This is a genomic window from Arthrobacter sp. Leaf141, assembly GCF_001424565.1.
Lineage (GTDB): Bacteria > Actinomycetota > Actinomycetes > Actinomycetales > Micrococcaceae > Arthrobacter.
Genome location: NZ_LMOL01000004.1, coordinates 184570 through 205739, shown reverse-complemented (window position 1 = coordinate 205739; position 21170 = coordinate 184570). Strand labels below are relative to the sequence as shown.

Sequence of the window (21170 nt, the reverse complement as noted above, 5' to 3'; positions counted from 1 at the left end):
GATCGGAGTCCCTGCCCCAGGGGTTCCCACCACCGACTTTTGAGAGGGGGCACCATGCCCCGCTACCTGCTCCACCGGATAGCCCAGGCGGCATTCACGCTCTTCTGCGTCCTCACCTTCGCGTTTGTCCTGGGCCGTGCCACGGGCAAACCGGCAGGCCTGCTGCTGCCGGACAACGCCACCGCCGCCGAAGTGGACGCGCTCAACGGGGCCCTCGGCTTCAACGAACCCCTGCACGTGCAGTTCGGCGCCTTCCTGGCCAACGTCCTGGCCGGCGACTTCGGCCAGTCCTACCGGCAGCGTGAGCCGGCCCTGGACCTGGTCATCGAACGGCTTCCGGCCACCTTTGAACTGGCCTTCTGGTCCTTCCTGCTGGGTCTGGTCCTGGCGTTGGCGGCTGCCCTGGCCATCCAGCTCACCGGCAGCCGGACGCTGCGCTCGCTGTTTATCTGGGGCGGATCGCTCCGCCAGTCCGTCCCGGATTTCTTTTTCGCGCTGCTGGCAGTGCTGGTGTTTTCCGTGGCCCTGGGCCTCCTCCCGTCCCTGGGCCGGATGAGCCCGGCCAGCCTGGTGCTGCCGGTCCTCACCATCGCCACCGGCCAGTTTGTGCTCTATGTCCGGTTGATGGACGCCGCGCTCAGCGACCAGGCCAGCCAGGACTACGTCCGGACCGCCTTCGCCAAGGGCCAAAGCCGGGCCCGGGTGCTGGTGTCCCACATGCTGCCCAACGCCCTGCTCCCGGTCCTCACCATGGCGGGGCTGAACCTGGGTTCGCTGCTGGGCGGCACCGTGGTGGTGGAAGCCGTCTTCGCCTGGCCCGGCCTGGGCCAGGTCCTCACCGACGCCGTCAGCCAGCGCGACTTCCCCATTGTCCAGGCCGGCCTGCTGGTGGTGGCCCTGATCTTCGTCACCGTGAACCTGGCCGTGGACCTCCTGTCCGCCAAGGTCGATCCGAGAGTGAGCCTGGCATGACCCAACAACTCCTTCCCGCCGGAACCCAGGTTCCCGCCACCGCGCCCACGGACCCGGACATCCAGGGAACTCCCGCAACCCCCACGCCCGCCAAGCGCAAGGGCCGCGGCACCTCCCCGGCCTTCGTCATCGGGTCCGCCATGCTGGGCCTGGTTCTGCTGCTGGCCGCGGTGGTTCCGCTGCTCCCGGGCTTCGACCCCTTCGGCCAGGACCTCTCGGCAGCGATGCGCGCACCCTTCACGGACCCGGATCATCTCCTGGGGACCGACTCGCTGGGCCGGGACCTGCTCAGCCGGCTGTCCCTGGCCAGTGCGGTGACGCTGGGAATCGCGTTCGCCGTCGTGATCCTCAATGCGGTGATCGGCACCACGCTGGGCATGGCTGCCGGCTACTTCGGCGGCCGCCTCGATTCGGCGGTGACCACTCTGGCGGACGTCAACCTGGCCATGCCCGTGGTGCTGCTGCTGATCGCCGTGGCCGCCGTCACCGGCCCCAGCGCCACCGTGACCATCGTGACGCTGGGCCTGACCTACTGGGTGGGCTACGCAAGGGTGAGCCGGAACCTGGCCCGGTCGCTGCGGCACCGTGACTTTGTCCTGGCGCCGCTGACGCAGGGTGGCGGGCACGGCTGGGTGATCCGCCGGCACATCCTGCCCAACGTCTTCTCCCAGACCCTGATCATCGGCGCAACGGACATCGCCACGATTGTGCTGATCGAGTCCTCACTGGAATACCTGGGCCTGGGGGTGCAGCCGCCGGTCCCCAGCTGGGGCTCCATGATCTTCGAAGGCCAGAAATACCTGGGCAGCAACCCCTGGTTGGCCATCCTGCCCGGCCTGGCCATGTTCCTCACCGTGGCCGGCGCCCAGTTTGTCAGCCAGCGCTTCACCGCCGAGGGCACCACCGGCGCCCTCCTCCGGAAGGGACGGACAGCATGAGCCCCGCAGCAGAATCCCGCATCCCGCTCCTGCAGGTGCAGGACCTCGCCATTGAGGCAACGGGCGACGCCGGCCCGGTCCGGTTGGTGGACGGCGTCTCCTTCGAGGTACACCAGGATGAGGTGTTCGCCCTGGTGGGCGAGTCCGGTTCCGGCAAGAGCCTGACCGTCCTGGCCATCATGGACCTCCTGCCGCCGGGCGTTCGCGTCTCAGCCGGCAGGATCCTGTTCCGGGGCCGGGACCTGACCAAACTTCCCGAACGGGACCTGCGCCGGATCCGGGGCAAGGACCTGGCCATGGTCTTCCAGGATCCGATGTCCGCCCTGAACCCGTTGCAGCGTGTGGGCCGGCAACTGGCGGAGGCCGTGAAACTGCACGCCACCGGGCTGAACCGGAAGCAGACCGCAGAAAAGGTCCACCGCCTGCTCGCCGCCGTCGGGGTCCCCGACCCGGCCGGCCGTGCGGCCGCCTACCCGCACCAGTGGTCCGGCGGGATGCGCCAGCGGGCCATGATCGCCATGGCCATGGCACACGACCCCGCCCTGCTGATCGCCGACGAGCCCACCACGGCCCTGGACGTCACCGTCCAGGCGCAGGTGATGGACGTCCTGGCTGCGGCCCGCAGCCGGGCCGGCTCGGCGATGATCCTCATCACCCATGACCTGGGCCTGGTGGCAGAGGCAGCCGACCGGGTTGCCGTGATGTACAGCGGCAAGGTAGTGGAAACGGCCGGCGTCCGGGACCTCTTCCACCGCCCGGCACACCCCTACACCGTGGGCCTGCTGGCCAGTGTCCTGGGCGAGGGCACTGCCGGCGGCCGGGCGTTCACCATTCCGGGTTCGCCCCCGGCAGCCGCCGACAGGCCAGCAGGCTGCGCCTTCGCACCGCGCTGCCACGCCAGCCTGGACCAGGGGACCTGCACCACCACCGCGCCCCTCCTGGAACTGCTGCCCACTCCCCCTGCCGGGGCCCACGGTCCCGGCCATCCCGCCGGGCCCCGCGCGGCGGCCTGCCATTTCGCCGGGGACAATGCCGGACAGCTTCTCCTGAAAGGACAGCAGGCATGAGGACAGATACTCCCGCAGCGCCGTTTTTGGACGTGCTGACCGTCCAGGACCTGGCCGTTGAATTCCCGGTCCGCGGACCACTGTTTTCCCGCACCACCCTCAAAGCCGTCAACGGGGTGTCCCTGCACGTGGCGCCCGGCGAGACGCTGGGGCTGGTGGGCGAGTCGGGCTGCGGCAAGTCCACCCTGGTCCGTGCCATCCTGGGCCTGAACAAACCCAGCTCCGGTGCGGTGGCCGTGGGCGGCCGCAACCTGGCCGGGCTGCTTAATGGCCGCCGCCGGCAGGAACGGGCGCGGATACAGATGGTGTTCCAGGACCCGTACTCGTCCCTCGATCCGCGCCTGACGGTGCACGAGATCATTGCGGAACCGCTCCGGATCAACGGCCAGTACACGGCAGCAGCAGTGACCGCCCTGCTGGAACAGGTGGGGCTCACCGCAGCCATGGGCCAGCGGAAACCCGGCGAGTTCTCCGGCGGGCAGCGGCAGCGGGTGGGGATTGCCCGGGCCCTGGCGCTCAAACCGGAGCTGCTCATCCTGGACGAACCCGTCTCCGCGCTGGACGTCTCCGTGCAGGCCCAGGTCATCAACCTCCTGCAGGACCTGCAGGCCGAACTGGGCCTGGCCTACCTGTTTATTGCCCACGACCTTTCGGTGGTCCGGCAGATCAGCCACCGCGTGGCCGTGATGTACATGGGCAGGATCGTGGAAACGGGCCCGGCCGCGGACGTTTTCACCAACCCGCAGCACCCCTATACCAAGGCCTTGATGTCCGCGGCCCCGGTGGCCGATCCGGACAAGGCTGCCAGCCGGCAGCGGGTCGTCCTGACCGGCGACCTGCCGGACGCCGCAAACCTGCCCTCCGGCTGCGCCTTCCGTACCCGCTGTCCGCAGGCAGAAGCGTCCTGCGCCGCCGTCGTGCCTTCCCTCCTGCCGCCGGTTCCCACTCAGGTGGATTTCCCGGTGGTCTCCGCCCACCAGTCGGCGTGCCTGCTGGTCCATCCCTGACCGTTCCCGTTCCCAATTTTCCGCCGGCCGTGCGCGGCCACCCATCCTTCGAGGAGAACGCATGTCTGCTTCCGCACCCCGCTCCCCCTTCCGCTCCGTGCTGCCGGTCCTCTCCGTGGGCCTCGCCGCCGCGCTGGCACTGTCCAGCTGCGCCGGCGGGTTCGAATCCAGCTCCGACGCGTCATCGTCCACAACCGGCGGGACCGGCGGCAGGATCGTGGCCGCCCTTCCCACCGACCCCACGTCCATGGACCCGGTCAAAACCGGCAGCCTGGTGGTGCTGTCCGTTTTCTTCAACACCTTTGACCAGCTCACCAAGATCACCGCGGACGGATCCCTGGAACCGAAGCTCGCCACCGAATGGACGCCCAGCGCGGACATGACCAGCTGGGACTTCACCCTCCGCGAAGGCGTCACCTTCACCAACGGCGAACCGCTGACGGCGGATGACGTGGTGTTTTCCTTCAGCAGCATCCTGGCGGACCCCACGTCGGAGAACTTCGGCTACCTCAGCTCCCTGAAGTCCGTGGCGAAGGTTGACGACACCAAGGTCCGGTTCGAGATGAAGGCGCCGTTCTCCGCCTTCCCGCGCAATACCTCATTGATCTCCATCGTCCCGGACCAGGCCTACGCGGCCATGGGGCCTGCCGCTTTTGCGGCAGCACCCGTGGGGTCCGGGCCGTTCAAGTTCGAGAAAATCCAGCGCGGGGTCTCGTATGACCTGGTGCGGAACGACTCCTATTGGGGCGAACCGGCCAAACTCGACGCAATCAGCCTGGTGCCGGTGGCCTCCGATGAATCCCGGGTCAACGGTGTGCTCTCCGGGTCCCTGGACGTGGCCCAGATCAGCCCGGCGCAGGCAGAGTCGGTGAAGGGGTCCGGCGGCGTCAACGTCCAGTCGGAGCTCTCCAACGGCGTGGTGTTCCTGGGCGTCAACTCCACGGCCGGTGTCCTGAAGGAGGAGAAGGTGCGGCGCGCCATCGGCCTGGCCATCGACAAGGAGGCGATCGTCAAAACCGTCCTGTCCGGCCTCGGCGAGCCCGCCACCCAGATGCTGGCACCCAGTGTTGAGGGGTTTGCGGACGGCCTGTCCGACGGCGGCTACAACCCGGACCAGGCTAAAAAACTGCTGGCCGAGGCCGGCTACAACGGCGAGTCCATCGATTTCGAGTACGCGCTGGACGGCCGGATCCCCTTGAGCGGGGAGGTAGCGCAGGCCATCCAGGGGTACCTCAGCGCGGCCGGGGTCAACGTCAATCTGGTGGGCGCCGACCAGGCCAGCCATACTTTGAAGGTCCGCAACCGCCAGCTGAAAGGCATCTACTTGAATACCTGGGCACCATCAACCCTGGACGGGGACCTGCCCCTCACCGACTTCTACGAGCAGGCCGGCAACAACAACTACGCCCAGGATCCCAAAACGGCGGGGCTCGCGGTCACCCAGCGGGGTGTGGACGGCGCGGCCCGGCTGGACGTCTTCAAGGAGCTGCTCACCTACAGCAATGACAAGGCCTACTTCATCCCGCTCTACGTCCCGGCCAACAACTTCGCCGTGGACAAGTCGCTGGCCTGGACCCAGCGGGCCGACGGCCTGTACGACTTCTCCGCCACCGGGCTGACCAAATGAGCGTGGTGCTGCGCAACGTCCGGCCCTGGGGCGCCCAAGCAACGGATGTGATGCTCGACGGCGGCGCTATCGCCGGCATGGGTGCAGCGCTCCCGGCCCCGCCCGGCGCCACCGAGGTTGCGGGACGCGGCCGGATCCTGCTGCCGTCCTTCTCGGATGTGCACGTCCACCTGGACTCCACCCGGCTGGGCCTGCCGTTCCGGCCGCACACCGGTTCGCCGGGCGTGTGGAACATGATGCTCAACGACCGGCAGAACTGGCGCAACGCCGAAGCCACCATCGCCGAACGGGCCACCCTGACACTCGGCGCCATGATTGAGCGCGGCACCACCCGGGTCCGCAGCTACGCCCAGGTGGATGTGGACGCCGGGCTGGAGCGCCTGGAAGCCGTCCTGGCCGCGAAACAGGAGCACCGGGACCGTGCCGACGTCGACATCATCTCCTTTCCGCAGGCCGGGTTGCTCCGCGAAGCGGGCAGCCCGGAAGTCCTCGAGGAGGCCCTGAAGCTGGGCGCCGACGTGGTGGGCGGCATCGACCCGTGCGCTTTGGACCGGGACCCGGTCCGGCACCTGGACATCGTCTTCGGCCTGGCCGAAAAATACGGTGTTCCCATCGACATCCACCTGCACGAACCGGGCCAGCTGGGCCTCTTCAGCGCCGAGCTGATCCTGGAACGCACCAAGGCGCTGGGTATGCAGGGCCTGGTCACCATCTCCCATGGCTACGGCCTGGCCGAGCTGCCCGCCGGCCAGCTGCAGGACCTGGTGGACCGGATGGGGGCGCTGGACGTTTCCATGGCCACCGTCGCACCGGCCGGCGCGCCCCTGCCACTGCAACAGCTGGTTGCCGCGGGCGTCCGGGTGGGCCTGGGCCAAGACGGGCAGCGGGACTACTGGTCCCCGTACGGCAACGCGGACATGCTGGACCGGACCTGGCAGCTGGCCTTCACGTCCAAATTCCGGGCGGACCAGCTGATCGAGCACTGCGTCGCGGTGGCCACCGTCGGCGGGGCGGCAGTGCTGGACCCGCAGGCCCCGCGCCTGGGATCGGTTGCGGACCGGCCCGGACTGGCTGTTGGGGACCCCGCCCACCTGGTCCTGGTGTCCGGCGATTCCGTCACGGCCGCGGTCATGGACCGGCTGCCGGACCGGACGGTCATCCACCGCGGCACGGTAGTGGCGGACAACCTGGCGCTGGTGTAATCACGCAGTGCGGCCGACGGCGGCGGGCGCGTCCCGCCGTCGTCATCCCTTTCCGGCGCCCGGCGCTACTCCTGCTGGTGTTTTGTTGCGGCGTGCGCGGCGTCCCACCAGTCCAGCACCCGCAGGGCGTGGAACGTGAGCCATTTGGACGGCTGTCCGGCGTCAACGTCCACTTCGAACCAGACCCGGCCCGGGTGGCGCCGTTCCTGCAGCCAGGTGCCGTCCGGTTGGCGGGCTGACCTGATGACCGCTATGGCGTCGGCCAGCCGCGAATCCGGCGCAACGCCGTCGTGCAGGGCGGCCGCGCGGAAATAGTCCGCGGCGTTCAGCGCGCTGTAGAACCAGCGGAACGGATAGACGAACCGCGGTGCCCACGGCGCCACCACCTCGCCCGTCGATTCCCGGTACAGCAGCTTGCGGGTCAGGAGATACTCCTCGCCCCGGCTCCGGAGCGTCTGCAGCTCGTCCTGTCCGGTGGCAGCCTGGTGGTAAAGCAGCCCCTTGAGGACGTTGAGGGTGGAGTGGAACGAGGACCGGGTGGAGCCGGCCACCCACTCGCAGTTCCAGCCGTCGTCGGCAAGTTGATGCTCCCGGAACCACTCGGCGATCCCGGCGACGTCGGCACCCAGCCACACACCGTTGGCCAGCGTGAACGCGTTGATGCAGCAGTCCACCTCGCCATCCCAGTAGGGCAGGTCGTCATACTCCCAGCGGCTGTTTGCCGCCAGCAGCTCTGCCGTCCCGGCAAGCGGGGCAGGGTCGAGGCCCCATTCGCGGAGCATGTTCAGCGCCCAGGTGGTGGCGGTATACGGCTGGCCCGCATCGTTGGCGGCTTCCGGCCCTTCGAAATCGAAGTCTTTCGGAAAGTACGCGCCGCCGGCCCACTGCCCGTCAAGGTCCTGCAGGGCCAGGAGCTGCGCGCCGAAACCTTCGGTGGCAATCCGGGCCCGGGTGGCTTCCCAAACACCCGGCGGGGCGCCGGTGATGTCACGTTCCACCTGCCAGCGGAGCGCGGGATCGGAGTCGAGAAGCCAGCTGTGCAGGGGCAGGTCCAGGGCCATAGCGGGGAGACTACCACGGCGCCCGCCGCCCGGCGAGGGGCGCCGGGCGGGTGGGGAAGCCCGGTCCCTGGTGCCTGGACAGCGGGTTCGTTACACCTCGAAGGCGCTCCGGAAGACCGCAAGGGCAGCATCCCCGGCGTCGAGGCCCTGACCTCCCGACGCGTAGGCTTCCATGCCGATCACTCCGCTGTAACCAGCTTCCGCGAGGGCCTTCGCCACACCCTGGTAGTTGATCTCGCCGGTTCCGGGCTCGCACCGGCCGGGAACATCGGCCACCTGGATCTCGCCGATCCACGGCATCGCGGCCCGGACCAGTTCGATCAGGTTCCCCTCCCCGATTTGGGCGTGGTACAGGTCCAGCATCATCTTCACGTTCGGGTGGTCCACCGCGGAGACCAGGGCCAGGGTGTCTTTTGCCCGGGCCAGCGGGATGCCGGGGTGGTCCAGGACGGTGTTGAGGTTTTCCAGCGCAAACGTCACGCCATGCTTCCCGCCCAGCACCGCCAGCTTTTCCAGGGTGCGGAGGCCTGTCAGCCACATTTCGCCGGTGGAGCGCTGCAGCGGACGGACGGCACGGCCGCCTTCTCCCAGCTCCGCCGGGTGCACCACCATCCGTTCGATTCCCAGTTCATGGGCGGTGGGGATCAGGGCTTCGGCCGAGGACAGGATGCTGTCGGCACCATCGGGGTCGATCAGGCTGCCACCGAAGTACCCGCTCATGGAGGAAAACCGTGCGCCGGTGGCGGCCAGGGCTTTGATGTCCTGGCCCCGCGTATCCCACACCTCCACCTCGAACCCCTGTTCGTGGATCCGGCGGGCCCGCTCGATGAGCGGGAGCCCGCCGTAAACCATTTCGGCGCAGACGGCCAGCCGGAAGCTCATGCCCGGTGGCCCGCCGGCTGGATGTCAGGTTCTGCCGGCTGCAGATCAGCCACGGCTGAGACCTCCACGGGAAGGCCGGACCGGGCGGACCTGGCAGCGGCCAGGGCCACGGCAAGGGCGTTGCGTGCATCGGTGCCGCCCGGCGCCTGCCTTGATGTGGTGGGGCTGCCTGCACGCCGCGCCCGGACCGAGTCCACAAAGTCGGCCAGTTCCGCGGTGTAGGCGTCGTGGAACAGGTCCACGTTCAGGCGCACTGTGGCCGCGCCGATGCCGGCCGCGGTATAGCTGGTGGCGCTGGATGCCTGCGGGCCGCCCGCGGTCACCATGCCGGCGGAGCCAAACACTTCGCCCCGGACGTCGTAGCCGTAGAGCGCATTGAAGTTCGCCTCGGCCACCGCGATGGCCCCGTTGCTGTAGGTGACGGTGACGACGGCGGTATCCAGCAGTCCGCCGGCCTTCGCCCCGGGTGCCACCAAGGCATCGGCCACGGCGTGGACACGGACGGGAACCGCGCCGGGGTTGAGCCAGTTCAGGGTGTCGAAGTCGTGGATCAGGGTCTCCAGGAAGATGGTGTCCGGCGCGACGCGTTCCGGCGCCGACAGCCCGGCGTCCGTGCCGGGATCGCGGGTCAGGGACCGGAGCAGCTGCGGGGTTCCCACAGCGCCGCTGTCGATCAGGTTGCGTGCAGCGGCGAAATCCTTGGCATACCGCCGGTTGAAACCGAACTGGACAATGACGCCCGCAGCGTCAGCCTCAGCGAAGGCGGCGTCGAGCTCCTCCAGGTTCCTGCCGCCGGGCTTCTCGCAGAAGACGTCCTTCCCGGCCCGAGCCGCTTCGGCGATGAGGCTGGAGTGGAAACGCAGGGGCGCCGCGATCAGTACTGCGTCGATGTCCGGATCGTTCAGCACATCGGCTGCGTCTGCACTCGTATTTTCAACACCAAGGCGGGACGCCACGTCCGCGACATTGGCTTCAACGGGATCGGCGATTGCTTCCAACCGGGCGTGCGGGACCCGGAGGGCGATGGATTCGGCATGGAAGTGTCCAATCCAGCCGGCTCCGATGAGCCCAACCCGGACGGGGCGGTCGACGGTGACCGGACGCTGCGTGTAAGCCATTACTGTTCTCCTGAAGTTCGTATAGATCGTTCTAGTAGACATATCGTGGCACGGCTTCCGGCACTTGTCTAGATCGTTCTATAGACTGCTGGAAGGAGGACTTATGACTGATTCGAAACGACCCACCCTGATGGACGTGGCGCAGGCGGCCGGTGTTTCGAGGGCCCTGGTGTCCATTGTGATGCGGGACGCCGCGGGGGCCTCGGCCGCCACCAGGGAACGGGTGCTGGAGGCCGCGGCGAAGCTGGGTTACCGGCCGGACAGCCGGGCCCGCATGCTGCGCAGCGGCCGGACCCGCCTGCTGGGGGTGAGTTTTTCCACCTCGCATGCATTCCATGCCGAAATCGTTGATGCGGCGTACGCCGCGGCCGGCCTGCGGGGTTACGAACTGGCCTTGAGCGCGGTGGCCAGCGGCAGGTCGGAGGAGCGCGCCGCGGAAGCCCTGCTCGACTGGGGCTGTGAAGCCCTCATCCTGATTTCGTCCACCCTGGGCAACGAAACGCTGGCGGCCTACGCGCGTCGGGTGCCCGTGGTGAGCCTGCTGCGGGAGGACGTCGGGGAAACCGTGGACTCCGTCAGCAGCGATGACCGCGCAGGGATCCGGATCGCCGTCGAACATCTCGCCGGACTGGGCCACCGCCGGATCGTGCACGTGGACGGCGGCACCGCGGTATCAGCGGACCGGCGCCGCACGGCCTTCCGGGAGGAAATGACGCGGCTGGGACTCGAGCCCGTGGTTGTTCCCGGCGGGGCCACGGAGGAAGAGGGAATCCTCGCCGGAGGGCTTCTTGGGGCCAGCACGCCCACGGCGGTGATCGCCTTTAATGACCGCGTGGCCCTGGGAATCCTCGAAAGCCTGCGGAACGGTGGGAAAAGTGTTCCGTCGGACATGTCCGTCCTCGGGTACGACAACAGCCATTTCGCCCGGCTGAGCTACGTCCAGTTATCGTCCGTCAGCCAGGACGGCCCCGTCCTCGCCGCCGAGGCCGTCAACCGGGCCATCGACCGGGCCGAGGGGACCGCGACGCCATCCCGGATGGTGGGAACCCCCCACCTGGTGGGCAGGCGGACCACGGCCGCCCCTGGGGCGGCCGTGGCTACCTGAACGACGGGAGGGTTACTTGCCCAGGCCCGGGTGGACCGGCACGAAATCGATCCTGTTGCCTGAGTTTGACCGTCCGGACGTGGTCCGGGAGTAGCCCCGGGCGTCCAGGTTGTTTTTGGCGCGGTAATCCGCGAGCGCGGCGTCGTAGGCGGCGTTAAGGGCCTCGCCGGAGAATTCGCCGGTGCTGCCGTCGGTGAAGGCGATGGCGATGCGGACGGCGGCCGGGTAGTGGCGGCTCATGCGGACGAAGCCTTCGGCGTCTTGGTGAAGCGTGATCACAGTGTGCTGCTTTCGGTTGATGGGACTGGCTTCCAGTTTGGCGTACTTTCCGTAACATGGGCGCCACACCGGCGGCGTCCGGCGCATACTGGACAGGTTGTTTTGAGCAACCGATAGCGTTTATCGCCGCCGGACCACCGAAAGGCACCCGCATGCCCGCCCGACTCTCCCCCGCCAACCCGGCCAGGCTGCACCTGGTGCTGATGCTGGTCCTGACGTTTTCCACCGGGGTGATCGACGCCGTCGGCTATCTGGGCCTGGACCGTGTGTTCACCGGAAACATGACCGGCAACGTGGTGATCCTGGGGATGGCGCTGATGGGCGGCGACGACCTGCCCATCCTGGGCCCCATCGTGGCGCTGGTTGGATTTATGCTGGGCGCCCTGCTGGCCGGGCGGACGCTGCGGCCCAGCACAACGGGCTGGAACCACCGGACCACCGGGCTGCTGCTCGCCGTCGGCGTGGTGATGCTCGCCGTGGCGGTGGTGTTCCTGGCCGGCGGGACACCCCGGCACGGTGAACCGCTGATCGTGGCCATCACGGGAATCCTTGCGGTGGCCATGGGCGTCCAGGCCGCCACGGCCCGGCACCTCAATGTCAAGGATGTGCCCACCGTGGTGGTTACCTCCACCATCACCGGCCTTGCGGCCGACTCCCGCTTCGGCGCCGGCACCCACCCGTTCTGGGGCCGCCGGCTCATGGCGGTGGTGCTGATCCTGGCGGGTGCCGCCGCCGGAGCCGGGCTGCTGCAGCTCCACATCGGCCTTGGAGTTTTGGCGACGTCGATGCTCACGGTGGGGGTCGCCGTCGTGGGTGGAATCCTGGGCCGTGGGCCGCGTCCGGCGCCGAAAGCCGAGGTGCCCGCCGGCGAGGCAGCCGGGGCGGTGCGCTGATCGACACTTATTGGGTCCCTTTCGACTGCGCCAACTTGCAGGTGACGTAGGGTTTGCAGGGCCCATTCCGGGACGACATGCAGGCCATGTTCCGCTGGTTCGCCGAGACTCCGGGCTATGCCGCCGACCTTGAGCAGGTCCGCAGCATCGCGCCAGGCACCTGGACGTTCGAACAGTGGCTTGGGACCGTGGGCCTCGCTCCCGCTTCTTAAGTACAAGAGCAGAACCACTAACGTCCCTGTTGACAGCAATTTTGACGCCATTGGCTCGAACACGCACAGTTGTCCCATGGACCATTTCGTTGCTTCCTACACAAACGGGCTTTTGCGGCTCAACTGGGTTCAGGGGACCTTCGTCACCTACGAAATCGCTGTCCAGGCGGCCCGTACGCTCGAGAAACTCGCTGGCGGGAAAACAGCGCCGATCCTGGTCGACGTTGAAGGCGTCACAGGAGTCGCAGCAGAAGCGAGGGCAGGTATGAACGCCTACCGGGGATTCTCCACGATTGCCATCAAGGGTGACTACCCCATGGGGACTGTCCTCTCAGCCTTTGCCCGGCAATCACTCACTCCCACCGCGTACTTCACCAGCGAGAACGCGGCCCTCCGTTGGTTGGCCCAGCAGACCGGGCACGAAAAGCGGAAAGAGGCAACGGACTACTCAGATGCTGAGGGGTGAGCACTCATGCCTCTGAGCGATTATCCGGTTCGACGTCTAAGGGCTGCAGCTCGTTTCCGCGGGCGGGCTTTTGAGCGCCGCGTCGGGGTCATCGATGTGGAAGGACAAATCCATAATCAATCATCCGTTCACTAGGAGATGGGGAAGGAATACCGCAGGTAGATTTTGAGCCCCCCGCGGTCACTGGAAATCCCGGTGCAGGTCTCCCGCAGTGTCCACAGGTTGAGGGGCTCGCAGCTTTCCGACGTCAGCCCCATTTCGGCTGCAAGCGACTGTGCCGTCTGCCGCGGTTCAACGTCCACCACCATTTCCCGCCAGCAGCCGCCTGATCCGCATTGCGTGGAAATTTCCTCTACTGCGCTGGGCGGCGGAATCGCATGGAACGCCGAGTCGGTGGGAACGGCCTCCTCATCGATGGCAGACCAGAGTAGGGAGCCAATCCAGGCGATCAAGACCAAGCCGAGGGCAAGTAATGAACCGCTGATGGCTACACGCTGTTGGGAGGTCATCCGTGGATCCTCATGGCGTCTCCTTGCTTGCTAGTCACGGATTTCCTCCCGGACGGGTTTGAGGTGGTCCGGAAATGGCTCGTCCGTGAGGGCTGGAAAGGTGCAGGTGAACTCGCCGCGGTACCCGAAGAGGAACCCGAGCAGCGGATTCCGGACCTGCATCTGGATGGTGTAAACACCCCGCTCGTCGTCAAAGTTTTCATGGAGATCAGCGGTGCCGGTCAGGCCGGAGGGAAAAGTGAAGCCCAGGAAGCCTTCATAGAAGCGCTGGGCTGTTGTCTGAAGGTGCAGCGATCCGTCCGCCAGGACGTTCAGTTTGAGGTCCGTTGCCAAGTGCTGGTGTGTGCCGAGGTAGTCAACGATGCAACCGCGCCCGGGACTGTAGACCATGGTGGCGTCGAAACGGTGCTTCCGCGAGTTGGGAAGCGCCAGGGTTCTGACGAAGGTGACCGTGGGCCTGCCGAACCCGTCAAGGTAGGGATAGTTCTCAATCGTGAACGGGATATCCGTTCCCTGGTCAGGAAAAAGGATGTTCCGATGGGCGCCGAGGAGAAGGAACGGGAGCGTCCACCAGCCACCGCTGCGTACTTCCGAGAAGACCCCTTCACCGATGCACGCATAGGCGCTCCCGACGTCGACGCCAAAGCGTTTCTGCAGCATCGGGTGCAGCTTCGCGAAGTCGGGCCCAAGGGCGAGTTCGAAAATTGAAGCCATGGTTTTTTGCTCCTTCTTCAGCTGTCGGCAGCCGATGGGGACGGCAAATCGCTGAGGGCCGAGGGGGCCCGACCGGAATGGTGGTCCGGCGCCTGTCGGAGGCAGCGTGAAGCCCTGGGTACCGTCCAATGTGGCGGGACCAAAAACGCAGCGAGCAGGGCGGCACCGGAAATCAACGCCCAACTTCCTCGTCTGCGTCCTACGGCCCTGCGGAACATTTCCAGGCCGCCGGCCACGGCACAAGTTCGTGCCGCGGCGTCCATGATCCACCGGTTGCGTGCACGTTCGGGCTCGATGCCTGATTCCGCCCACAGCCGCAGCCGGTCAAAGCTGAGGGCGGTGGCCCAGCCCAGCGCCGGCCGGATGAGGTGTGCATCGAAGATTGTTCCGATCCTCCCCATCCCCGGGCTGTAGTTGTACCCGGTGACAAACCGCACGCCTTCTTCAGTGGGGATATACCGCCAGTACCCTGATCCTTCGCCGATCGGAGACAGCACGTCGGCGGTAGTGAACCTGAGCACGGATGTGGCCTGGCCATCGGCCCGGTGCCGGCTGCCGAGGGAGATGCCGGTTCCGCGGATCGTGTGCATCGGCAGCCGGAACTCATACCGGAACCGTAGGCGCCCGTCGGGGTCGGCTGCCTCAGGGACTATCCCGGAAAAGCGGAGGTCCCAGCGCGGGTGCAGACCCGGGTCCTGGCTCAACTCCCAGATGCGTTCCATGTCGGCCCGGACGCAGGTTTCAACGTAGATCGGTTTGCGCGCTGCGGATCTCCTCCGCGCTGGACTTTCCCCCATCTGAGAATCATAAGCGTCCGCACACCCGGACTATCCTCGGCGTATGACCTCCACGGGTTCAACCAACGCAGGCCGCCGCACGTCGGGACACCGCTCAAGGATCGCGCGTATCGCCGTTGTGACGGCGTGCTGCGCGGGAGTGCTGCATGCTGCCTCGAGCTTTTACTGGGCCTTCGGGGGCCGCTGGCTGCTGGCGACAGTGGGGGCCTGGGCCGTCGAGGCCGCAGAAGACGCTCCCGCCGTGACTGGCCTGGTGCTGGGAACGGTCGGCCTGGTGAAGCTGCTGGCAGCGGTCATTCCCGTAGCGGTCGCCGCGGGCCGGGCGCCGTGGCCACGCCTCTGGCGGGCCGTCTGCTGGGTCGGCGCCCCCTTGCTGGTGGTCTACGGCGGCCTGAACATCGCCGTCAGCGGCGCGGTTCTGCTGGGGGCCATCCCCGTCGACGGCGGTTTTGACCGGGTAGCGATGGCGGGCCATGTTTTTCTTTGGGACCCGTTGTTCCTCATCTGGGGTGTTGCCCTGATGGTGTGGTTATTCTGCAGCCGGGCCCCGAAAGCCAGTCAACAGAATGAGTTCCGTGCGAAAAACAGGACTATCCGATTGCCATTCGTTTAATTGCGCGCGATGAGCCATTCAAGCTGGGACTCCGTGAGTACCCGGTCTGCATAGATCTCCCAGCGCGCCAACTCAGTGCCGATGCCCGTGGTGGGCCCTTCCCAGCGGCGAGCGAGTCCAGCCCGTTGCGCTACGACAGAGGAAGCGCGGTTATTGGAGAGTATTCGGGCCGTCACCGGCACCAAGGGGAGTGCCGCACCTGCAGCTGTCACTGCGGCCTCAGCCAGTTCGGTGGCGAGACCCCGCCCCCAGCTCCGTGGAGTCAGACGATACCCGAGGTTCCACACACCACCCTCCGTCATGGACACCCCTCCGGCTCCGATGAACGTTCCGGCGGGCAGGTCCTCATCGGCACCGGCCCCGCTGATCCTGACAGCCCACGGACCGAGACCTGCTCGTTCCCAACTCTGCCGGTGGCGCCGTGCCAGTGCTTCCGATTGCTCGCGTGCAGTATGCCGCCCGGACGGAAGATGCTCCCAGGTTGCCGGATCGCCGTACACAACAAACACATCGTCGATATCGTCGGTCGAGAGCGGGGACAAAACGAGTCGAGCGGTACTGCTCGGGATGGTCGACGTCACGGTCCATCCTCTCAGCGCCAGCCGCCTCTCCTGACATCGGCAGGCCCGGAAAGCTCAACCACGGGAACCGGTGACTGGTAGATTCAGGGTCCATGACCTGGCCGGTAGTTCACATCTCCCAATCAATCGACGCAGGATTTGAGGCGGTCATCGCCTTCGCCGCCGAGCCGCGGAACCTTCCGCTGTGGGCAGCAGGGTTGAGTACCGGCATCCGGAATGACGGCGGCCGTTGGGTTACCGATTCCCCGATGGGATCCGTCGAGGTGAAGTTCGTTGGCCCTACTGAGTGGGGCATCCTCGATCACGACGTGACGCTGCCGGACGGAACAGTGGTACATAATCCGCTGCGTGTACTCCGCAACAATAAAGGCGCCGAGGTTGTGTTCTCCATCTTCCGGCGGCCAGGCATGACTGACGCCGAATTCGAGGAGGACGCTCGCCTGGTTCGACTTGACCTGGCCCGGTTGAAGACCCTCCTCGAGCACCAAGCCGGCCCCACCGAATCGCCGGAAAAGCTGCCGCACCGCTAGCGCGCCCGTACTTAGCTAGTGATACCAGCCAACGGCGCGGTCGAACCGGAACGTGAGGGCGCCTGTTCCCGGCCCGCCTTTCCCACCTGAAGGAAAGTAAATGGCCCCGAAGTCGGCCCCTTCGGCGTCAAGCCGGGACATGGCCCACGCTTTCGCCTCATTCAGATCAGACCGCGGAATGCTTTCCCTGGTGGGTTCGACACCGCCGTGATGAATGTCGAGTTGATACGCACCTTCGCGGGAAACGTCGTGGCCGTGGCCGGTAGAGCGTTCATCGCGCCTGCTGATCAGCACCTGGGCGGACGCGTGAAGAATGGCGGGATCCCGCCGTCGCCCACCGTTGGCATACTGCTCCATCCGCAATCTGGAAACCACGCTCTCCACCGTGTCGGTGTCGCTGACCACGTAATTTGGCCCTGTGACGTCGGCTTCCGAGCCGCCCACGCTTTCCAAATACCGCATGAACTGGGACGAGCTGGACTGGATGGAGCTCATGCACCCTCCTTGAGGGTTTAACCCGGCAAGTACCGGTCCGCCTAACCTAGACCTATTCGCGTGATCGGCAGCAGAATCCCCAAAGAAGCCGGTTTTATTCCCGAACCGTCCCATGACGGTGAAAAGAAGCGCATAGTGGAGCAATGACGACCATCGCCGCTTCACGAGCCTTTTACACCCGCGGCGACTCGTTCAGCAGCAAGGCCTCCCGGGAGCACATCGAACAGGCACTCCATGCCTATGGTGCAACGGCCATCCGGTTCAGCAGCGAGGGCGCTGCCATGGCCTTGGCTTTCGCGGCTGGCGACCGCCAGTTCCGCATTGTTTTGGCGGTTCCGGAACCCGCGCTGGGCCCGCATGGCCGCACGGGCAGCGGGGCGGCCGCCGGCCCTGATCTGGCGACAAAACGCCAGGAACGCTCGGCCCGCAAGTTTTGGCACGCATTTTCCCTGGCGGTGGACGCCAAGCTCGCCGCTGTTGCGGAGGGGGTTGCCACCCTGGAATCCGAGTTCCTCGCCCACGGGCTGCTTCCGGGGAACCGGACCGTTCTCGAAGAGCTCACACCGCTCATCGACAACGCTTATCGGTCCACCCACCGGGATTCGGGCGCCACTGGTCGGGGCTATTCGCAGGCAACTCCGTCTTTGTCCCCGTCCAAGCCCGAACGGTAGCCGGCCTGGCCTGAGTACAACGGCGCAGCACCGGCAGCCTCGGCTGCCGCACAGCTCGAGAAGTAGGTGGCACCCGGGGCAGGTGCCGGAGCTACAGGCTCAGGCACAACCGGCGCAGGTGCCTGCTGGTTTGTCGGCGCCAACTGGCCTGAGCAGTCGGCCAGGATGGTGGCCATGGCGTTGTGCTCCGGCTGCGTGACCCACAGTGAGTAGGTGGCCTTCACGGAAATCTGCCGGGCCACGTACTCACAACGGAATCCCTTGTCCGGTGGCAGCCAGGTGGCGGCGTCGCCGTCGCTCTTTTGCTGGTTGGTGGGACCGTCAGTGGCCTGCAGGTTCAGCGGATCATTGGCCAACGACGTGCGCTGCTCCGTGCTCAGCTGCTGCGCGCCCTTTTGCCAGGCATCGCTGAGCGCCACCACGTGGTCGATCTGGACGGCGGTGCTGGTGGCTGGGCCGCGGAGGAAGCTGATGCTTCGGCCGGTGTAGGGGTCCGCCAAGGTTCCGGACTGGACCTTGCAGGGCACACTGTTGGTAAACACGATCCCGGTCAGGTCCCGCTGCAGGATGTCGTTGCGGGTGTCGCAGCCGTTGCGGTCCACGTCCGCCCAGGCCTGGCCGAACAGCACGCGGTCGTACCCGGTCCTGGGCGCGCGACCCTTGATGGGCAGCGTGGCCAGCAGGTCAGCGGCCTTGGTGCCGTAAGCAGGTTGGGCGTTCGGCGCCACCGCGCTTACGCCCGGCGTCAGGGCGGGCAGCGATTCCGGGTCCAGGGGTGCACCGGTTTCCTCAACCGTCGGATCGTCCGACGGCGTCGGGCCGGCTGACGCCGTCACACTCGCTGCCGCGCTGGCTGGCGTAGCCGTGGCTTCGACGGCGGCCGCTTCCTGGTCGGCGCCGTCGGAACGGGGTGAGGCCGTTAAGCCCCCGACGATCATCACTGCCAGGAAAACGGCTGTTGCGCCACCGACGATGAAGGTGGACCGGCGCGGCTTCTTCGGCGGCGCCGGCGTCAGGACGGACGGAACAGGACCCGCGAGGGTCTGGTGGTTCGACATGCTTTCCCCATTTAATGAAGGCCCGCTGCGCGCGCAGCCCGTTGTGTACCGGCAGATGTGCCGTCAGGTAGCTTAGGCGCCAGCCACGGAAAAGAGCGTTCCGCTGCCCTCGCGCGTCCGCCGGAAGTCAGAGTTTTTTGGGGTCCAGCCTGCTATTCCGCGCCGATGCGCCGGACTGTAGAGTGGCGCCCATGCAGATGCGACTCGAAGTTGTCCAGGTGCCCGTCTCGGACGTCGACAGGGCCAAAGCGTTTTACACGGAAAAGCTGGGGTTCGCCCTGGACCACGACGTTGAGCACATTCCCGGCATGCGGGTGGTCCAGCTGACTCCCCCGGGTTCCGCCACGTCCATCGTGATCGGAACGGGCATGACGTCGATGGCACCCGGGAGCCTGGAAGGCCTGCAGCTGGTGTCCCCGGATTTGCCGGCGCTGCGCACGGACCTGCTGGACCGGGGTGCCGAAATCAGCGACGTGCAGGACATGGGCGGTGTCCTGTTTGCCTACTTCAGCGATCCGGACGGCAACCGCTGGGTCCTCCAGGGCCAGACTCCCCCTTCGGTCCGGGACGCGCACCAGATCTAGGCGGCCGTGGCACCCGGCGGTGCCGTTGAGCCGCGCACCACCAGCTCGGTGCCCAGCTCGATCCGCTGCGGCAGTTCCTCATCCCCATCCAGGTGCCGGAGCAATGCCCGCATGGCGGTTTCGGCCATCTGCACCACAGGCTGGCGGACGGTGGTCAGGCCTGGCTCGATCCACTCCGCCGCAGGGATATCGTCAAATCCGATGATGGACAGGTCTTCCGGGATGCGCAGGCCCGCAGCACGGGCTGCCCGGTAGGCTCCCAGGGCCTGGTCATCGTTTCCGGTGAAGATCGCCGTGGGCCGGTCCGGCAGCTCCAGAAGCTTCCGGGTGGCGGACTCGCCGGCACCGATGGAGAAGTCCCCCGGCAGCATCAGCGCGGGGTCCGCTGCAATGCCTGCCCGGCGGAGTGCGGAGACGTACCCGTCCTCACGGGCGCTGCTGCACTGCAGGTCCTCGCGGCCGCCGATCATTGCGATCCGTCGGTGTCCCAGCTGCAGCAGGTGCTCCGTGGCGGAAAACGCACCGTCCCAGTTGGCTGCTCCTACGGTCATAAGGTCCGGACCCGGCTGGCCCACAGGGTCGATCAGTACCACGGGGATCCCGAGTGATTTGATCCGCTGGATCTGCTTGGCATCAAGCTGGTAAACGGCCATCAGCAGCCCGTCCGATTTGCGTTCCGCCAGGTTGGCCAGCCACGGACGGATCCGGGAACCGTCCATGCTCAGGCTGCTCACCACAGTGCCGTAGCCGGCGTCCTGCGCCACCCGCTCCACGCCTTCAATGATCTCCAGCGCCCACTCGGAGCCCAGCCCGGGGAACACCAGGTCCACCAGGCCGGCCTTTTGCCGGCGCTTGGCGGGGCGGCGGGCGTAGTCGCGCCGGGCGATGATTTCCTCCACCCGTGCCCGGGTTTCTGCCGCCACATGGGCGTGCCCGTTCAGCACTTTCGACACCGTGGGGACGGACACCCCCGCTTCCCGGGCAATCTCGCTGATGGTTGCGCGCCCGGTTTCCTGCTTGCTCACGCCGCCGCCTGTTCCCCGGGCCGGCCCGGTACTAGTTATCGGAAAGTTCCCATGTTTGGATTCGCCCGCACATGCCGTAGATCCTATGGTTTTCCCGTTTTCCCATGGTAGTTCGGGCGGCTCCCAAATAGAAACTTTCGGCCGCGTCCAGAGACGCCAGCTGTCCGCGGGTGGTTTCCGCCTGGCGCGCCGCCCCCTGCTCCAGCAACCGGGCCCAGGCGGCGGTTTTGCCGGCCACCAAAGCAGCCGCCGCGGCGTGGAAGTCCGCCAGGGCTTCAGGTCCGGACGCCAGCACGGCGTCCTTCAGCTCCAAATAACCCGCCAACGCCAGGTCACGACGCCGGCGGGCTGCCTCCTCGCCCGCGCCCAGTCCCGCGTCGGCATCCTTAAACTCCAGCACCGCCGCTCGCCGGTACGCCTCAGGATCAGCCAGATGGGCGCCCGGGAAGGTCATAACGGCGTCCCCGTGTTCCGGCAGCCCGGCGTTTTGCATCACCACCAGGACGGTGAGGTCGCCGGAGTCATTGATGGCCCGGTGGACCGTTCCCGGGGTGAACCACAGCACCACTCCTGGCCGCAGGGGCGTGGAGGTGAATCCGCGTGAATCCAGGGTTTCCAACCGGCCGGCCCCGCTCAGCACCACGTACGCCTCGGTGGAAGCCGTGTGCATGTGCGGGGACCCGCCTGCTGCCCCGTCGGCGCCGGGCCAGTCATAGATGCTGACTTCGGAAACCCCCGTGGCGCCGGGGAAACTGGAGGCGATG

The 21170-nt window shown here is 66.9% G+C and carries 26 protein-coding genes; 14 read left to right on the top strand and 12 right to left on the bottom strand.

Features of this window, described 5'->3' with window-relative positions:
* The first annotated feature begins 54 nt into the window (after positions 1-54).
* The 6 genes from ASF72_RS02525 to ASF72_RS02500 all read left to right on the top strand — a co-directional run bounded on the left by ASF72_RS02525 (position 55) and on the right by ASF72_RS02500 (position 6813).
* A complete protein-coding gene (locus tag ASF72_RS02525) occupies positions 55-972 on the top strand; it encodes an ABC transporter permease (protein ID WP_056596292.1) in 918 nt (305 codons plus the stop codon).
* Positions 969-1910, top strand: a complete 942-nt coding sequence (locus ASF72_RS02520) for an ABC transporter permease (RefSeq protein ID WP_056596288.1) — start codon at positions 969-971, stop codon at positions 1908-1910. Before ASF72_RS02525 ends, ASF72_RS02520 begins: the two co-directional genes overlap by 4 nt.
* The gene (locus ASF72_RS02515) at positions 1907-2977 is read left to right on the top strand and encodes an ABC transporter ATP-binding protein (RefSeq protein ID WP_082483971.1); all 1071 of its coding nucleotides are present in this window, start codon (positions 1907-1909) and stop codon (positions 2975-2977) included. The genes ASF72_RS02520 and ASF72_RS02515 overlap by 4 nt, the downstream gene beginning before the upstream one ends.
* On the top strand, positions 2974-3984 hold the full coding sequence (locus ASF72_RS02510) for an ABC transporter ATP-binding protein (RefSeq protein WP_082483967.1): 1011 nt from the start codon (positions 2974-2976) through the stop codon (positions 3982-3984). The genes ASF72_RS02515 and ASF72_RS02510 overlap by 4 nt, the downstream gene beginning before the upstream one ends.
* A 61-nt stretch (positions 3985-4045) precedes the next feature.
* Positions 4046-5611 (top strand): ABC transporter substrate-binding protein, encoded by a 1566-nt coding sequence (locus tag ASF72_RS02505; RefSeq protein WP_056596286.1) that lies wholly within the window; start codon positions 4046-4048, stop codon positions 5609-5611.
* Positions 5608-6813 (top strand): amidohydrolase family protein, encoded by a 1206-nt coding sequence (locus ASF72_RS02500; protein ID WP_056596283.1) that lies wholly within the window; start codon positions 5608-5610, stop codon positions 6811-6813. The genes ASF72_RS02505 and ASF72_RS02500 overlap by 4 nt, the downstream gene beginning before the upstream one ends.
* Positions 6814-6878: 65 nt before the next feature.
* Here the strand turns inward: ASF72_RS02500 and ASF72_RS02495 are convergent, their stop codons facing one another.
* The 3 genes from ASF72_RS02495 to ASF72_RS02485 form a co-directional block, all read right to left on the bottom strand.
* Entirely contained in the window at positions 6879-7874 is a 996-nt protein-coding gene (locus ASF72_RS02495) for a hypothetical protein (RefSeq protein ID WP_056596279.1), read from the bottom strand.
* Positions 7875-7964: 90 nt separating this feature from the next.
* Positions 7965-8756 (bottom strand): TIM barrel protein, encoded by a 792-nt coding sequence (locus ASF72_RS02490; protein ID WP_056596276.1) that lies wholly within the window; start codon positions 8754-8756, stop codon positions 7965-7967.
* On the bottom strand, positions 8753-9874 hold the full coding sequence (locus tag ASF72_RS02485) for a Gfo/Idh/MocA family oxidoreductase (RefSeq protein ID WP_056596273.1): 1122 nt from the start codon (positions 9872-9874) through the stop codon (positions 8753-8755). The genes ASF72_RS02490 and ASF72_RS02485 overlap by 4 nt, the downstream gene beginning before the upstream one ends.
* A 103-nt stretch (positions 9875-9977) precedes the next feature.
* On the opposite strand from ASF72_RS02485, the gene ASF72_RS02480 reads away from it, so the two are divergent.
* On the top strand, positions 9978-10979 hold the full coding sequence (locus ASF72_RS02480; protein WP_056596271.1) for a LacI family DNA-binding transcriptional regulator: 1002 nt from the start codon (positions 9978-9980) through the stop codon (positions 10977-10979).
* 12 nt (positions 10980-10991) lie between these two features.
* Here ASF72_RS02480 and ASF72_RS02475 read toward each other — a convergent pair whose 3' ends face one another.
* Positions 10992-11258 carry a hypothetical protein gene (locus ASF72_RS02475; protein ID WP_050683975.1) on the bottom strand — a complete coding sequence of 89 codons (267 nt, stop codon included), beginning with the start codon at positions 11256-11258 and terminating at the stop codon, positions 10992-10994.
* Positions 11259-11410: 152 nt separating this feature from the next.
* Here ASF72_RS02475 and ASF72_RS02470 point away from each other — a divergent pair, with 152 nt between their 5' ends.
* From ASF72_RS02470 to ASF72_RS02465, 3 genes are all read left to right on the top strand, one after another.
* Positions 11411-12151 (top strand): YoaK family protein, encoded by a 741-nt coding sequence (locus ASF72_RS02470; protein WP_056596268.1) that lies wholly within the window; start codon positions 11411-11413, stop codon positions 12149-12151.
* Positions 12152-12204: 53 nt separating this feature from the next.
* Positions 12205-12363 (top strand): hypothetical protein, encoded by a 159-nt coding sequence (locus ASF72_RS20235; RefSeq protein WP_157370873.1) that lies wholly within the window; start codon positions 12205-12207, stop codon positions 12361-12363.
* Positions 12364-12439: 76 nt separating this feature from the next.
* Entirely contained in the window at positions 12440-12829 is a 390-nt protein-coding gene (locus tag ASF72_RS02465; RefSeq protein ID WP_056596265.1) for a DUF7793 family protein, read from the top strand.
* A 131-nt stretch (positions 12830-12960) separates the two neighbouring features.
* On the opposite strand, the gene ASF72_RS02460 is transcribed toward ASF72_RS02465, so the two are convergent.
* From ASF72_RS02460 to ASF72_RS02450, 3 genes are read right to left on the bottom strand one after another with little or no spacing between them, the layout of a single operon-like run.
* Positions 12961-13338: a hypothetical protein gene (locus ASF72_RS02460; RefSeq protein WP_056596262.1), complete on the bottom strand. Its 378-nt coding sequence runs from the start codon at positions 13336-13338 to the stop codon at positions 12961-12963.
* A 30-nt stretch (positions 13339-13368) separates the two neighbouring features.
* Positions 13369-14052 (bottom strand): DUF4166 domain-containing protein, encoded by a 684-nt coding sequence (locus ASF72_RS02455; protein ID WP_056596259.1) that lies wholly within the window; start codon positions 14050-14052, stop codon positions 13369-13371.
* Between the two features lie 17 nt (positions 14053-14069).
* On the bottom strand, positions 14070-14849 hold the full coding sequence (locus tag ASF72_RS02450) for a hypothetical protein (RefSeq protein WP_082483965.1): 780 nt from the start codon (positions 14847-14849) through the stop codon (positions 14070-14072).
* A 43-nt stretch (positions 14850-14892) separates the two neighbouring features.
* Between ASF72_RS02450 and ASF72_RS02445 the strand changes: the two genes are divergently transcribed.
* Positions 14893-15462, top strand: a complete 570-nt coding sequence (locus tag ASF72_RS02445; protein ID WP_056596254.1) for a DUF3995 domain-containing protein — start codon at positions 14893-14895, stop codon at positions 15460-15462.
* On the opposite strand, the gene ASF72_RS21250 is transcribed toward ASF72_RS02445, so the two are convergent.
* Positions 15459-16043 (bottom strand): GNAT family N-acetyltransferase, encoded by a 585-nt coding sequence (locus ASF72_RS21250; protein ID WP_162242786.1) that lies wholly within the window; start codon positions 16041-16043, stop codon positions 15459-15461. The genes ASF72_RS02445 and ASF72_RS21250 overlap by 4 nt on opposite strands.
* 92 nt (positions 16044-16135) lie before the next feature.
* Between ASF72_RS21250 and ASF72_RS02440 the strand changes: the two genes are divergently transcribed.
* A complete protein-coding gene (locus tag ASF72_RS02440) occupies positions 16136-16573 on the top strand; it encodes a polyketide cyclase (protein WP_050683880.1) in 438 nt (145 codons plus the stop codon).
* A gap of 15 nt (positions 16574-16588) precedes the next feature.
* Here ASF72_RS02440 and ASF72_RS02435 read toward each other — a convergent pair whose 3' ends face one another.
* Positions 16589-17068, bottom strand: coding sequence for a hypothetical protein (locus ASF72_RS02435; protein ID WP_050683881.1), 480 nt, complete (start codon positions 17066-17068; stop codon positions 16589-16591).
* 143 nt (positions 17069-17211) lie between these two features.
* Here ASF72_RS02435 and ASF72_RS02430 point away from each other — a divergent pair, with 143 nt between their 5' ends.
* Positions 17212-17739, top strand: a complete 528-nt coding sequence (locus ASF72_RS02430; protein WP_056596251.1) for a hypothetical protein — start codon at positions 17212-17214, stop codon at positions 17737-17739.
* Here the strand turns inward: ASF72_RS02430 and ASF72_RS02425 are convergent.
* Positions 17691-18797: a GmrSD restriction endonuclease domain-containing protein gene (locus tag ASF72_RS02425; RefSeq protein WP_056596247.1), complete on the bottom strand. Its 1107-nt coding sequence runs from the start codon at positions 18795-18797 to the stop codon at positions 17691-17693. The genes ASF72_RS02430 and ASF72_RS02425 overlap by 49 nt on opposite strands.
* A gap of 191 nt (positions 18798-18988) precedes the next feature.
* Between ASF72_RS02425 and ASF72_RS02420 the strand changes: the two genes are divergently transcribed.
* Positions 18989-19381: a VOC family protein gene (locus tag ASF72_RS02420; protein ID WP_056596244.1), complete on the top strand. Its 393-nt coding sequence runs from the start codon at positions 18989-18991 to the stop codon at positions 19379-19381.
* Here the strand turns inward: ASF72_RS02420 and ASF72_RS02415 are convergent.
* The gene (locus tag ASF72_RS02415; RefSeq protein ID WP_056596241.1) at positions 19378-20406 is read right to left on the bottom strand and encodes a LacI family DNA-binding transcriptional regulator; all 1029 of its coding nucleotides are present in this window, start codon (positions 20404-20406) and stop codon (positions 19378-19380) included. The two genes, ASF72_RS02420 and ASF72_RS02415, sit on opposite strands and share 4 nt — an antisense overlap.
* 31 nt (positions 20407-20437) lie before the next feature.
* Entirely contained in the window at positions 20438-21169 is a 732-nt protein-coding gene (locus tag ASF72_RS02410) for a cupin domain-containing protein (protein ID WP_056596341.1), read from the bottom strand.
* Position 21170: the final 1 nt, after the last annotated feature.